This window comes from Pedobacter sp. P26, from assembly GCF_050632135.1.
GTDB lineage: Bacteria > Bacteroidota > Bacteroidia > Sphingobacteriales > Sphingobacteriaceae > Pedobacter.
The window spans coordinates 2,354,775-2,366,275 of record NZ_CP192574.1 but is presented as its reverse complement, the minus strand read 5'-3'; the positions used below and the strand labels follow the sequence as shown (position 1 = coordinate 2,366,275).

Below are 11,501 nucleotides of genomic sequence, written 5' to 3'. Positions count from 1 at the left end.
AATTAGCTTAAAAAAGCCGATTCAATTGCTGATAGCTAACCTTCCTTAAAAATTAGATGATGCCCAATAAAAAAGTATATCCGCTAAGCCTGCTGCTCCTAACGCTTTTATTTAGTTCTCTATCTTCAATAGGGCAGATTGTCCTCCAGGATAAAAAATTTCATGTAGACACTAAAACATTCTCACAAACTGATTCAGGTAAACTAAAATTAGATATTTATTATACTGGTAAAATAACAGAAACTAAGCCAACAGTACTTTTTATATTTGGTGGCGGCTTTGTAATGGGCCGCAGAGATAGCAAGTTATTTGATCAATATTTTAACACTTTAATTGCACACAACTATAAGGTAGTTTCAGTTGACTATCGACTTGGTCTTAAAGGAAAGAAGTTTCCTGGTCCGTTTAATACTTCAAATTTAAAAGCAGCTATTGATACCGCTACGACCGATGTTTTCGACGCAACAGCTTATCTGATCAAAAATGCAAAAGAACTTGGTATTGATACGGCTATGATCATCCTGTCAGGATCAAGTGCAGGTGCTATTACCGCGCTACATGCCGACTACAACAAGCGGAACGCCACCGCATTATCGGCTAAATTACCACACCATTTTCAATACAAGGGTGTAATTTCTTTTGCCGGGGCAATATTAAGTTATCATGGTGCGCCAAAATATGCCATACCACCAGCACCTACTATGCTTTTTCATGGCACAGCCGATAAACTTGTACCCTATAACAAAGTGAGATTATTAAACAGGGGATTTTTTGGTTCCAAATATCTGGCCCGCACTTTTAAAAAAAACGGATATCCTTATTACTTTCAGTACGTGCAAGATATGGGGCACGAAATAGCTGGATCACCAATGCTTGAAAACCTACCTGATATCCTGTGGTTTATAGATAATTATATCATTAAACAAAAGCGCTATTTTATGGAGGTAGACTTTAAAGATGCCGACAAAAAACCAACCTTTAGCATACCCCCTGCTTTAAAAAAGAGGTAGCGTAAATCGTATGGTTTCCATTATTTTTTTCAGTTCGAACAAAATTACGATCGAAATTGGGGCACGCATGTATGACCGTTCCAGATTAATGATATATTGCTTCTTTACCTTAAGGTTAATATCAAAAACTATCTCTTTATCTTAACCGATTAGTTTTCATGTTCTCCAGACTCGCCACTCAGTATCCTTTCCATTTCTATCATCATCTGCTCCGCCAGGCGTTGTTTAGCTTGTAATTTAGACAGGTAAGCGTTTTCAAATGTTACTTCAAGCTCATCCATAATAAAGGCATATTTTGCCTTAAGTTCTATAAGATCAATCTGAAGCTTCTTGGAAAGATTTTGCATAATACAAAGCTAAAAAAAGCGGGACCAATTTCTGATAAATGGTCTTATTTTCTTTTCTAAAAAAATACAATAAATAGCTATATCTATTAAAACAATCTCCCAATTCTTTCGTTTATAAAATGATTCCGGCGTGGTTTCCGGAATAGTTTGTTTGGTTAGTTGATTAGGGATCACTCCCAAAGTGAATCCCTTTTCTTTTTACAAAGCTTTCTATCGATTGAGCATAGTTTCCAGACAATAATTTCTAAATTCAGACTTTTAAATCAAGGATATAATGGAAGAAATCAGATGGAGCATTATTGGCTGTGGGGATGTGACTGAAGTAAAAAGCGGGCCAGCTTTTAATAAGGTAAACAACTCCAAACTTGTTGCGGTAATGCGCCGAGACGGTGCTAAGGCTGCTGATTATGCTAAACGTCATCAAGTCCCTAAATGGTATGACAATGCTTCTCAACTGATTAACGATCCGGAGGTTAATGCCATTTACATTGCTACGCCACCCCTACAACACGAAGCTTATACCATTGAAGCTTTGAAAACTGGCAAGCCGGTATATGTAGAAAAACCCATGACTTTAGATGCTGAGGCTGCTCAACGCATGATTGATGTAGCCAGCAAATTAAAGGTTAAACTCTGCGTAGCCCATTATCGCCGTGCCCAACCCATGTTTTTAAAAGTTAAAGAACTATTGGCTGCACATACCATTGGCGATGTTCGTTTAGTCCGGTTAAAAATGCTGCAATCGCCTAACCCTGTACTAATTGCCAAAACAGCAGATAATTGGCGGATCAATCCAGTTATTTCCGGTGGTGGTTTATTTCATGACCTGGCTCCGCATCAATTAGATCTCATGACTTATTATTTCGGCGCTGTAAAAAACGCCATGGGTATTGCCACCAGACAACAGGAAAATACCGAGGTTGATGATTTGGTTGCGGGAAATATCCTTTTCGAAAACGGCGTTGTTTTCAGCGGTACCTGGTGTTTTTCTGTAGCGCAACAGGATCAAGCTGATAGTTGCGTAATATATGGCTCAAAAGGTTATATTAGTTTCCCGATGTTTGGCAATAAAATTACCGTTACAACCGATCAATCAACTGAAGAATATGTATTTGAGCCTTTACAGCATGTTCAACAACCTATGATCGAAAAAGTAGTCGATTACTTTTTAGGCAAAGGGCAAAATCCATGTAGCGGCGAAGATGCCTTGATTACCATGAAGTTAATGGATGATTTTACGAGGAAGTAAACTGAAAAGCTTATAGTGGAAGTATTGTCATTTCCTATAGCGCAGTGAAATGGAGAGATCCAAAGAAAAGTCGTCATTGCAATGACGACCCTTCTAGGCTTATCATCACCTTAAAAACCCAAGATCGTTCATAACTATTCTGTTCCTATATCATTACCACTAAACGTTTACCATCAGCAACCTCAAGGTTCCAAAGACCGGAAATATCTGCTAGCTTAACCTCGATAGTTTCTACCTTCAATTTACCATCTGCTGCTAGCTGAAACATTTGGGGCAATATTTCAGTAAATAACAGTCCAACCTGTTCTTTGCTCCAGCTGCCCAGGCCAGAGCCTGTGAGCTGCAGATCTACGCTTCTTAAGTTAGCAGCAGACAGCTGGATCAGATCGCCGGCCATACTACCTACAGAAACAAACCTCACTTTATTGGTAAATGCCCCCTGCCCCATTAAACTGGATAACAACAGTTCAGCGGTACAGCCCCAGAGGTAATCAATAATTACATCTATTGGTTTTTCCTGATGGCGCTGTTTCACCTGCGATAAAAATGCTGAATTATCGGTGGTAATCCCGATGATTTCGTCTGCACCAAGTTTTAATAAATTTTGAAGCAATTGTACATTCCTGCCTGTTGCAATTACTTTTGCTGCGCCATAATGTTTCGCAATCTGCACGGCTACCATTCCAGTAAAACCAGTTGCGCCATTAATTAACACCACGTCTCCAGGCTGTATAGCCGCCTTAAACCTTAAGGCCATGGCCGAGCCAATAACGGCATTGGCCAATGCGGCGGCCGTAGTATCACTTAAACCTTCAGGTAATTTCACCATCCTGCGCTTTTCTATAATTGCTTTTTCTGCCAGCATTCCACTTACGCCCATCCCATAAACCCGTGTGCCATCTTCGAGCAGGCATACGCCATCTCCACCGATCACACGACCTGTTGCTTTTGGTGCATCGCTTGAATAATGCGTGCCTGCTGCTTTGCCTTTATCCAAATGTTTAATGGCAACAGCCTTTACACGCACCAATATTTCCTGATCGTTTTGGGCTACTGGTTCTTCAAAATCTACATATTGGGGTAATTCCCCTTTCTTATACATTACTGCTGCTTTCATCTTTTTTGTATTTTGTTGATACAAAGTTAGATTCTGCCTCAGTGCCGAACGATAACATATGTTACCGATTGCCTTTTTTAAGCAGGGCGCTTTTTATACGGCTTAAGTGTACACGGGTTACACCCAGATAAGAGGCAATATAATGTTGAGGAACGCGCTGTACAATATGAGGCCTTTCCTGTAAGAGCTTTTGATAACGTTCTTCGGGCGTATCTCTGATGAAGGATACAAATTCATTCATATAATGCATCTGTCTCTCGGCCAGAATATTTAAGATAACATCCGCAAATCCGGGCACCTCACGCAGCTCAGTCATTAAAGCTTTGACTTTTGTTTTATGCAGCAAATAAATAACCGAAGGCTCGATCGTTTCGATGGTGAACAGGCTGGGTGTATTCTTCAGAAAACTTTCCAAGGAAGTTAAACCTTCTTTTTCAAAGAAAAACTGAACAGTTTTATCATCTCCCTGTTTATTTAATGCGGCCCGCACACAACCTTTTTCTACATAAAAATAATGATGGGATATTTTACCCTCTTCCAATAAAATGGTTTTTGCCGGAACCTCCATGCGCTCCTGAAATTCCAGATATTTATCCCAATAAGGATTTAACTGAGGAAATTTATCTTTAAAATGGAAAAGCATCTGTTGGGTATTCTTACAAATTTAATTTATTCCGGAGAGAAAACAGTATCCTAAAGCTGATCTTACTGAAACTATTGTAAGCCATTAACGTTTATTAATTGCCCAACCCTATCTGTATTCCTGCTAAAGATGAAAATACTTTTAAAATACCTGAGGCCACACCGGAATCTCATTATACTATCGCTTTTACTGGCCGCTGCAGCACAGCTTTTAAACCTGCTCGATCCCATTATTTTTGGAAAGATTATAGACGATTATTCTACCAACAAACATCACTTGAGCGAACACCAACTTATTAGCGAAGTTTTCTACTGGCTGCTCATTGCGCTAGCCATTGCACTGGTGGCCAGGCTTTGCCGCTCCATACAGGAATTTACAACCAGGAAGGCTGTGGCTCGTTTTGGCATGAATATTTTTAATGATGGCCTCAAACAAACGCTCCGCCTCTCGTTTCAGGAATTTGAAGAAAGCCGCAGCGGAACAACCTTATCGGTGCTTCAAAAAGTAAAAACGGATGCAGAACGTTTTATCAATGCGTTTATCAATATCCTTTTTTCATCGCTTGTGGGAATTGGATTTTTATTGTGGTACAGCCTGAACAAGAACTGGCTTTTGGTACCTGTATTTTTTATTGGAGTATTGGTACTAGGCTCTCTAACCGGCCTGCTATCTAAAAAAATAAAAGCTATCCAACGGTCTATTAACCGACAGGCTGATAGGCAGGCCGGCGTAATTACCGAGAGCCTGCGCAACATCGAATTGGTAAAAAGTTTAGGTTTAACCTTTGCCGAGATCAGAAGATTGAATGTACAGACCCTGAAAATTTTTGATCTCGAAATGCTAAAAGCCCGAAAAGTGAGCACACTCTCTTTTTTACAGGGCAATCTGCTCAACTTGCTAAAGCAATCGGTGCTTTTTATCCTGCTATGGCTGATTTTCAGAAAAATATTAAGTACAGGAGAACTGATTGCAATGCAGTTTATCTCCACGGCGATCTTTACGCCGCTTCAGGACCTGGGCAACATGATCATTCTGTACCGGGAAGCAGATGCCTCGCTTAAAACATTCGACAACCTGATGCAAAAACCGATAGAAACCCGTCCGGAGGATGCCGTAGAAGCTTAATGCACTTAACAGGCTCGAATTCAAAAATGTAGTTTTCAGACATAAAACTGCTGGTTACAATGCTATTGATGATATTTCCTTCGAAATCCAAAATGGTGAGACGGTGGCATTTGTAGGTCCTTCGGGTTCTGGCAAATCGACCCTTGTTAAATTGTTAGTGGGACTTTATCTTCCAGTTGATGGTGAAATCCTCTTCAACAAAACCAGTTCCAAACGCATACGTTACAACCCATTAAGGAGACAGATCGGTTTCGTTACACAGGATACCCAGCTTTATGCAGGTTCAATCAGGGAAAACATGCGTTTTGTTAATCCTACAGCCAGTGAAGAAGAGATTGTGGAAGCATTACAAAAGGCCTCAGCTACAGCACTTGTTGCCAAAGCAGCTCAGGGAATCGACACCGTATTGGGTGAAAATGGCATGAAACTATCAGGTGGCGAAAAACAACGGATTTCGATCGCCAGGGCCTTATTGAGAAAACCAAGGTTGTTGATCTTTGACGAAGCAACTTCCGCGCTCGATTCGCTTACTGAAGAAGAAATTTCTGCAACGATAAGAGAGATTTCAGACAGAAGGGAACAGATGACCATTCTGATTGCCCACCGTTTATCAACCATTATGCATGCCGATAAAATCTATGTGCTGGAAAAAGGAAAGGTATCTGAAACGGGCAGCCATAACGAGTTGCTCGAAAAGAAGGGACTTTATTATTCTATGTGGCGGCAGCAGATTGGCGAACGGAGGTAACTTGATGAGATTATTATACATTTGCTAAAACAATGTCATTCAACTAATTAAACAAACCAATAGCCATTTTTTGGAGCACAATATCTGTACAGTTATGCAGATTGGTTACCCTTTTATCCTTTTACGCTCCAGCCTGCAGGATAACGTTCAATGTCATTAAGTTAAGAGCTTTTAACCACAGATGCACACAGATAAACATGGATTTTCATATTTGTGTGTATCCTTTCTATCTGTGGTTAAATTATTTTCGCTTGTGCTGTATGGACTTAACTTAATGACATTGGGGTAACACTTCACCCGGGTCAAAATGGCTAAACAACATTTAAGTTTTGAGATTGCGAGGTACAAACGTTCACCATAAACCTGATTGACGGGGAAAGCGCCCGATTCTTCATCGGGCCTTGTACCAAAAGCAGGGCTGCTGTCCGCCAAGAATAACTACCCTTCCATTTCCAAATCTTAAAACAGATGCGATAGAATAATTATATAAGTTTTGTGCCCCAGCAGGTTGCCCACCAACTATTTGGAAAAAAAGCAATAGTTTTTTAGAGCGCAATAATCTGCAGGCAAATAAATTGGTTCCCGTGTTCCGCTTTACGCTTCGCTTCCTCGTGCCTCGTTGCTGCAGGGTAACGCTTCACCCGGGGCTAGATGGCTAATCCAGCATTTCATTTTGGGGTTTGCAAGGTGCACAAACCCTTATTCCTAAACCATATTGTAGCGAACATCCAGATTTTTTCTATCGGATAAAGCGTTAAACGGGACTAAAGCCGCCAAGAACCACAAACCATCCATGTCCAAATTATAAAAAAAATACAGTAGCGTTCAAAACTCTATTTAGCAAGAATTGCATTTAAGATTTGTATAAATTACCGCTCTTAAACGGAGATGTAAATACCTAAAAATATTTCAAAAAAACACCCGGCTATATTAAATAACCGGGTGTTTTTTTAACTAATCTATAAGTTTCTTAAAGTTTCGAAAGCAGAAGCTGTACCGAAGCCCTTTTTTGATAATTGGGATCGAAATGTACATATTTGATCTTACCCGATCGATCGATAATATAGGTTGCCGGTACAGGTAGCGTATGGCGGTTATTGCCATTATTTGCTTCCAGATCGATGCCATGACCTTTGTACTTGGTAAAAGTTGCTTCATCCATCATAAAATTTACCCCGTACGCTTTCATAATCTCATCATCTTTATCCTGCACAATCGAAAAGCCTGCTTTGGTCTTTTTAATGGTTTTATCAATGTTTTCTTTGGTTTCGGGTGTAACACCAATTACATAAGCATCTTTGGCACTCAGCAGGTTTAAAGAATCCTGAAGTTCTTTGATGTGTTTATTGCAATACGGGCACCACTGCCCGCGGTAAAAAAACAGTACAACAGAACGGTGCTTTTTAAGTGCATCCTTCAAACTTACGCTTTTACCATTTTGATCGATCGCGGTAAATATTGGGGCCTTATCTCCTTCTTTTAATCCTTTTTGAGCTTTTACCTGTAACGAAAAAGCAACAATTAAGCTTAGAAATAGTATAATTTTTTTCATGTTAAGTGATTAAATTTAGGGAGGCCTTAACCTCCCTAAAGCTGTTTTTACATTTTACTTTTCGACATTTTATCTTTAGCCATCTTAGATTTCTCCATTTTGGTTTTTTTCATCGAATCGGTTTTCATTTTGTCCATTTTACTTTTTTCCATTTTATCCATCTTCTTTTTCTCCATTTTTTCTTGTTTCATTTTAGACATTTTTTCCTGAAGCGGACTGTTTACTGAAGCAAAAGTTGGTAATGAAAGACCAGCCACAACTAAAGTAGCCATAAACAATTTTCCTGCTGATTTTAAGATTTGATTTTTCATGCTGTTTTGTGTTTTATTTAGCCTTTAGTCGAAGCAAAAATGAAAACCTTACAATTAAAATCAATTTTTATTTATTTCTTTTTCAATATTTTCTTTCAGTGTTTTTTTAAAGGCTTCGTCGAGTTTAAAATCCTCCTTATTAAGCCCCACAAACACCTGGTTAATCAATATACTTTGTTGCTGATAGGTTTTACAAACGGAGCAACCGGCCAAATGGATATGCAATTGCAGGGTTTCGGCAGCGGTAATTTTTCCTGCAAGCTTTTTTTCGATCAGAAAAGTAGCCTGCTTGCAATTATAAATGATGTTTTTCAGTGCGCTTTTCATATCAGTTCCAGTTTTTTTGAAGGCAGGCCCTTAGGTTAAGTTTCGTACGGTGCATAATTACCCAAAAATTAGCCGACGTAAGTTTAAGTTCGGCACAGATCAGTTCTGAGGCAAGATCGTCCAGATGTTTCATCGAAAACACCGAAAACCACAATCCAGGAAGCTTGCTTAAGCATTCATTCAGTATTGCCCCCAGTTCTTTCATCAGCAAGGGATTATCTACCTCTAATCCAAATGCCTGCGGACGGTATTTTTCATTCCAATGGCCAGTGTCTGCATCAAAAAAATCCTGTTGTTCCTGCACAGCATCCTTTTCTTTTATCTCTTTCAGGCCACCTGAAGAGCGTTTTCGATAAAAATCAGCAATCTTATTTTTTAAAATGGCGGTGAGCCAGGTTTTCTCGTTACTGTTTCCCTTAAAACGCTCCGCCTGTTGCAAACCGGCCAAAAAGGTATCCTGCACCAGATCTTTGGCCACTTCTTCATCCCGCAGCCTCGACATGGCAAACCCATACAAATAATCAGCATATTTTTCAACCCAGCTTAGTGGATCTGAATGAAGTTTTTCGGCCTTTATATCCTGGCCAGTATCGTTTTGCATCTTTTTAGATTATCTTGTATAAATATAATGCTTAATCCTTTAGTCGCATGCGGGACCACATCCTTACAATTATTTCATTTTTTTTGTAAGGATTGTAAATCAGAAACGACTAAACTTAAAATTGATGACCATGATCAGAAAAATAGCATTGCCCCTGTTGTTGATAAGCGTTATTAGCATTGCTTTTACCGCAGACCTTAGCACTACACCAAAATCGACTGATACCGGTTTTGCAGTTGTGGAGCTTTTTACTTCTGAAGGCTGCTCAAGCTGTCCACCGGCCGATGCATTACTGGCTGAGATTGAAAAGGAAAACTCCAAAAAACCTATTTATCTGCTTGCTTTCCATGTTGATTATTGGGACAGGCTGGGTTGGAAAGACAGCTTTAGCAGCGCAAAATTTTCTGCCCGACAGAATCAATACGCCAATTGGCTCAACCTTAAAACGGTATATACTCCTCAGGCAGTGGTAAACGGAAGTACGGAATTTATCGGCTCGGATGAAAAAATTTTGCGGAACTGTATCAATACAATGCTTGCAAAACCATCAACTGATCATTTAGAAATTTCATTAGGAAAAACCGACAAGCACAACCTTATATTAAATTATAATACCAATCAGCAAACCAATGGTTATATGCTTGCAGTTGCGTTGGTAACGCAAAAAGCGAGCAATAAAGTTTTAAAAGGCGAAAATAAAGGCAGAACACTTAGCCACGTTCAGATTGTACGGCAGTTCGACACTTTCCAGCTGCAGGGAAAAACCAACGGATCGGTAAATGTGCAGGTAGATCAATCAAACGGAGAAATTTCCTCAGAACTGATCGCTTTTTTACAAAACACCAAAACGGGTAAAATTACCGCAGCATCAAAACTAAATACATTGTTAGATAGCCAATTAAGTAATAAATCCAAATGATAAGCTTTTGCGTTTATCAGTTGTAAACCGCCCCCATCATGAAAGTAATCAAAGAAAAACATTCGTTTTTAATGCGGTGGACACATTGGGTAAATTTCCCTGTACTGGCCATTATGATCTGGAGCGGATTGTTCATTTATTGGGCCAACGACGCTTATGGCATTTCCATTTTCGGGTTTACGCTTATTAAATTTTTCCCCGAATGGTTTTATGATTATTTCCATATTCCACAGCGTTTGGCCGAAGGAATGGCCTTTCATTTTCTGTTCATGTGGTTCTTTTTCATCAACGGACTGCTCTATATAATTTATACCGTTTTCTCTGGCGCATGGCGTGAACTTTTGCCTAATAAAAACTCGTTTAAAGAAGCCTGGCTGGTGTTGCTACACGACCTTCATATCCGTAAAACGGTTCCCCCGCAAAAGAAATACAATGCCGCGCAGCGGATAGCCTATACTGCCATTATTTTTATGGGCTTAGGCTCAGTGATTACAGGATTAGCCATTTACAAACCCGTACAATTTTACTGGATCTGCTGGTTGTGTGGTGGCTATCATTTTGCCCGTATCCTTCATTTCGCATTAACGATAGGCTATGTATTTTTCTTTCTGATCCACATTGTTCAGGTGGCGCTGGCCGGCTGGAATAATTTTAGGGCTGTAATTGCCGGATTTGAAGTGGTGGAAGATCAAGCTCGGCCAAAAGTTCAGGAATTAACGATTGAAACTGAAGATAAAGATGAAAACAAATCATAAAAAAACGGCTAAAATTCCTTTAACCGTTGATCAAAAAATCAAGAGGCGTACTTTTATTTCATTCGGTACTTTTTTAGCGCTCGGAAGTGGTGCGTTTGTAGGCTGGAAATGGCTTTTAAATGCTCCTGAAGAAACAGTTGGTATTACAGCAGGCGCAAGAGCCCCATTACGCAGGGCTTTAAACAAAACAGAACTCTTTTTCCGCAATTTTTTCAGCAACAAACACCTGGTTAAAACTTATCCGGTAGAGCGGGCGGCTAAAAGCCCAAGAATAAACAGTTTGATCGGTATCGAAGATGATGAAGACTTCGATATTGCCGCATGGAAACTTCAGGTTAAACTTAACAATCAGAAAAACAGATATATTACCATAGAAGAGATAAAAGCCTTACCAAAAACAGAAATTGTGTACGATTTTAAGTGTGTGGAAGGTTGGGACGAGATCCAACGTTGGGCTGGCGTAAAATTGAGCGATTTTTTAAAGCACTTTCAACTCGAAAACGAAGCAGAAAAACAATATATGGGCTTAGAAACCCCAAATGGCGCCTATTATGTGGGTTTAGAAAGAGAAAGCATCCTCCATCCCCAAACGCTTTTGGCTTATGAAATGAATGGTAAAGCCATCAGTACCGAACATGGCGCGCCTTTAAGGTTAATTATACCTGTTAAATATGGCATCAAAAACTTAAAACGGATTGGTACCATGAGTTTTAGCAATAGCAGGCCAAAAGATTACTGGGCCGAGCAGGGTTACGATTATTATTCGGGATTATAGCTGATCTGGAGATAAATAACCT

14 protein-coding genes are annotated in these 11,501 nt (G+C 39.7%); 7 read left to right on the top strand and 7 right to left on the bottom strand.

Going from position 1 to position 11,501, the window contains the following annotated elements:
* Positions 1-56: 56 nt before the first annotated feature.
* Positions 57-1,010, top strand: coding sequence for an alpha/beta hydrolase (locus tag ACQ86H_RS10905; RefSeq protein ID WP_431294851.1), 954 nt, complete (start codon positions 57-59; stop codon positions 1,008-1,010).
* Positions 1,011-1,159: 149 nt separating this feature from the next.
* Here ACQ86H_RS10905 and ACQ86H_RS10900 read toward each other — a convergent pair whose 3' ends face one another.
* On the bottom strand, positions 1,160-1,357 hold the full coding sequence (locus tag ACQ86H_RS10900) for a hypothetical protein (RefSeq protein ID WP_138821894.1): 198 nt from the start codon (positions 1,355-1,357) through the stop codon (positions 1,160-1,162).
* A gap of 274 nt (positions 1,358-1,631) precedes the next feature.
* Here ACQ86H_RS10900 and ACQ86H_RS10895 point away from each other — a divergent pair, with 274 nt between their 5' ends.
* A complete protein-coding gene (locus ACQ86H_RS10895) occupies positions 1,632-2,606 on the top strand; it encodes a Gfo/Idh/MocA family protein (RefSeq protein ID WP_431294850.1) in 975 nt (324 codons plus the stop codon).
* A gap of 145 nt (positions 2,607-2,751) precedes the next feature.
* On the opposite strand, the gene ACQ86H_RS10890 is transcribed toward ACQ86H_RS10895, so the two are convergent.
* Both ACQ86H_RS10890 and ACQ86H_RS10885 read right to left on the bottom strand, forming a co-directional pair.
* Entirely contained in the window at positions 2,752-3,723 is a 972-nt protein-coding gene (locus ACQ86H_RS10890) for a quinone oxidoreductase family protein (protein WP_431294849.1), read from the bottom strand.
* A 61-nt stretch (positions 3,724-3,784) separates the two neighbouring features.
* Positions 3,785-4,366, bottom strand: coding sequence for a Crp/Fnr family transcriptional regulator (locus tag ACQ86H_RS10885; protein ID WP_138821897.1), 582 nt, complete (start codon positions 4,364-4,366; stop codon positions 3,785-3,787).
* A 129-nt stretch (positions 4,367-4,495) separates the two neighbouring features.
* Here ACQ86H_RS10885 and ACQ86H_RS10880 point away from each other — a divergent pair, with 129 nt between their 5' ends.
* Together ACQ86H_RS10880 and ACQ86H_RS10875 are read left to right on the top strand one after the other, a co-directional pair.
* Positions 4,496-5,491 carry an ABC transporter transmembrane domain-containing protein gene (locus tag ACQ86H_RS10880; RefSeq protein ID WP_431294848.1) on the top strand — a complete coding sequence of 332 codons (996 nt, stop codon included), beginning with the start codon at positions 4,496-4,498 and terminating at the stop codon, positions 5,489-5,491.
* Between the two features lie 103 nt (positions 5,492-5,594).
* Complete coding sequence (locus tag ACQ86H_RS10875; protein ID WP_431294847.1) at positions 5,595-6,239, top strand: ABC transporter ATP-binding protein; 645 nt, start codon at positions 5,595-5,597, stop codon at positions 6,237-6,239.
* Between the two features lie 970 nt (positions 6,240-7,209).
* Here the strand turns inward: ACQ86H_RS10875 and ACQ86H_RS10870 are convergent.
* The 4 genes from ACQ86H_RS10870 to ACQ86H_RS10855 are packed head-to-tail and all read right to left on the bottom strand — an operon-like array spanning position 7,210 to position 9,030.
* Complete coding sequence (locus ACQ86H_RS10870) at positions 7,210-7,791, bottom strand: peroxiredoxin family protein (RefSeq protein ID WP_431294846.1); 582 nt, start codon at positions 7,789-7,791, stop codon at positions 7,210-7,212.
* A gap of 47 nt (positions 7,792-7,838) precedes the next feature.
* On the bottom strand, positions 7,839-8,102 hold the full coding sequence (locus ACQ86H_RS10865) for a hypothetical protein (protein ID WP_138821900.1): 264 nt from the start codon (positions 8,100-8,102) through the stop codon (positions 7,839-7,841).
* A 60-nt stretch (positions 8,103-8,162) separates the two neighbouring features.
* Positions 8,163-8,429, bottom strand: coding sequence for a zf-HC2 domain-containing protein (locus ACQ86H_RS10860; protein WP_431294845.1), 267 nt, complete (start codon positions 8,427-8,429; stop codon positions 8,163-8,165).
* A 1-nt stretch (position 8,430) separates the two neighbouring features.
* Positions 8,431-9,030: a sigma-70 family RNA polymerase sigma factor gene (locus tag ACQ86H_RS10855; RefSeq protein ID WP_431294844.1), complete on the bottom strand. Its 600-nt coding sequence runs from the start codon at positions 9,028-9,030 to the stop codon at positions 8,431-8,433.
* A gap of 130 nt (positions 9,031-9,160) precedes the next feature.
* On the opposite strand from ACQ86H_RS10855, the gene ACQ86H_RS10850 reads away from it, so the two are divergent.
* From ACQ86H_RS10850 to ACQ86H_RS10840, 3 genes are read left to right on the top strand one after another with little or no spacing between them, the layout of a single operon-like run.
* The gene (locus tag ACQ86H_RS10850) at positions 9,161-9,949 is read left to right on the top strand and encodes a DUF1223 domain-containing protein (RefSeq protein WP_431294843.1); all 789 of its coding nucleotides are present in this window, start codon (positions 9,161-9,163) and stop codon (positions 9,947-9,949) included.
* Positions 9,950-9,987: 38 nt separating this feature from the next.
* Positions 9,988-10,704, top strand: coding sequence for a cytochrome b/b6 domain-containing protein (locus ACQ86H_RS10845; RefSeq protein ID WP_431294842.1), 717 nt, complete (start codon positions 9,988-9,990; stop codon positions 10,702-10,704).
* Positions 10,688-11,479: a molybdopterin-dependent oxidoreductase gene (locus tag ACQ86H_RS10840; protein WP_431294841.1), complete on the top strand. Its 792-nt coding sequence runs from the start codon at positions 10,688-10,690 to the stop codon at positions 11,477-11,479. Before ACQ86H_RS10845 ends, ACQ86H_RS10840 begins: the two co-directional genes overlap by 17 nt.
* Positions 11,480-11,501: the final 22 nt, after the last annotated feature.

Bases quoted from the DNA above. Each gene is read 5' to 3' on its own strand.
- ACQ86H_RS10905 (WP_431294851.1), top strand. From the start codon at position 57: ATGATGCCCAATAAAAAAGTATATCCGCTAAGCCTGCTGCTCCTAACG.
- ACQ86H_RS10900 (WP_138821894.1), bottom strand. From the start codon at position 1,357: ATGCAAAATCTTTCCAAGAAGCTTCAGATTGATCTTATAGAACTTAAG.
- ACQ86H_RS10895 (WP_431294850.1), top strand. From the start codon at position 1,632: ATGGAAGAAATCAGATGGAGCATTATTGGCTGTGGGGATGTGACTGAA.
- ACQ86H_RS10890 (WP_431294849.1), bottom strand. From the start codon at position 3,723: ATGAAAGCAGCAGTAATGTATAAGAAAGGGGAATTACCCCAATATGTA.
- ACQ86H_RS10885 (WP_138821897.1), bottom strand. From the start codon at position 4,366: ATGCTTTTCCATTTTAAAGATAAATTTCCTCAGTTAAATCCTTATTGG.
- ACQ86H_RS10880 (WP_431294848.1), top strand. From the start codon at position 4,496: ATGAAAATACTTTTAAAATACCTGAGGCCACACCGGAATCTCATTATA.
- ACQ86H_RS10870 (WP_431294846.1), bottom strand. From the start codon at position 7,791: ATGAAAAAAATTATACTATTTCTAAGCTTAATTGTTGCTTTTTCGTTA.
- ACQ86H_RS10865 (WP_138821900.1), bottom strand. From the start codon at position 8,102: ATGAAAAATCAAATCTTAAAATCAGCAGGAAAATTGTTTATGGCTACT.
- ACQ86H_RS10860 (WP_431294845.1), bottom strand. From the start codon at position 8,429: ATGAAAAGCGCACTGAAAAACATCATTTATAATTGCAAGCAGGCTACT.
- ACQ86H_RS10855 (WP_431294844.1), bottom strand. From the start codon at position 9,030: ATGCAAAACGATACTGGCCAGGATATAAAGGCCGAAAAACTTCATTCA.
- ACQ86H_RS10850 (WP_431294843.1), top strand. From the start codon at position 9,161: ATGATCAGAAAAATAGCATTGCCCCTGTTGTTGATAAGCGTTATTAGC.
- ACQ86H_RS10845 (WP_431294842.1), top strand. From the start codon at position 9,988: ATGAAAGTAATCAAAGAAAAACATTCGTTTTTAATGCGGTGGACACAT.
- ACQ86H_RS10840 (WP_431294841.1), top strand. From the start codon at position 10,688: ATGAAAACAAATCATAAAAAAACGGCTAAAATTCCTTTAACCGTTGAT.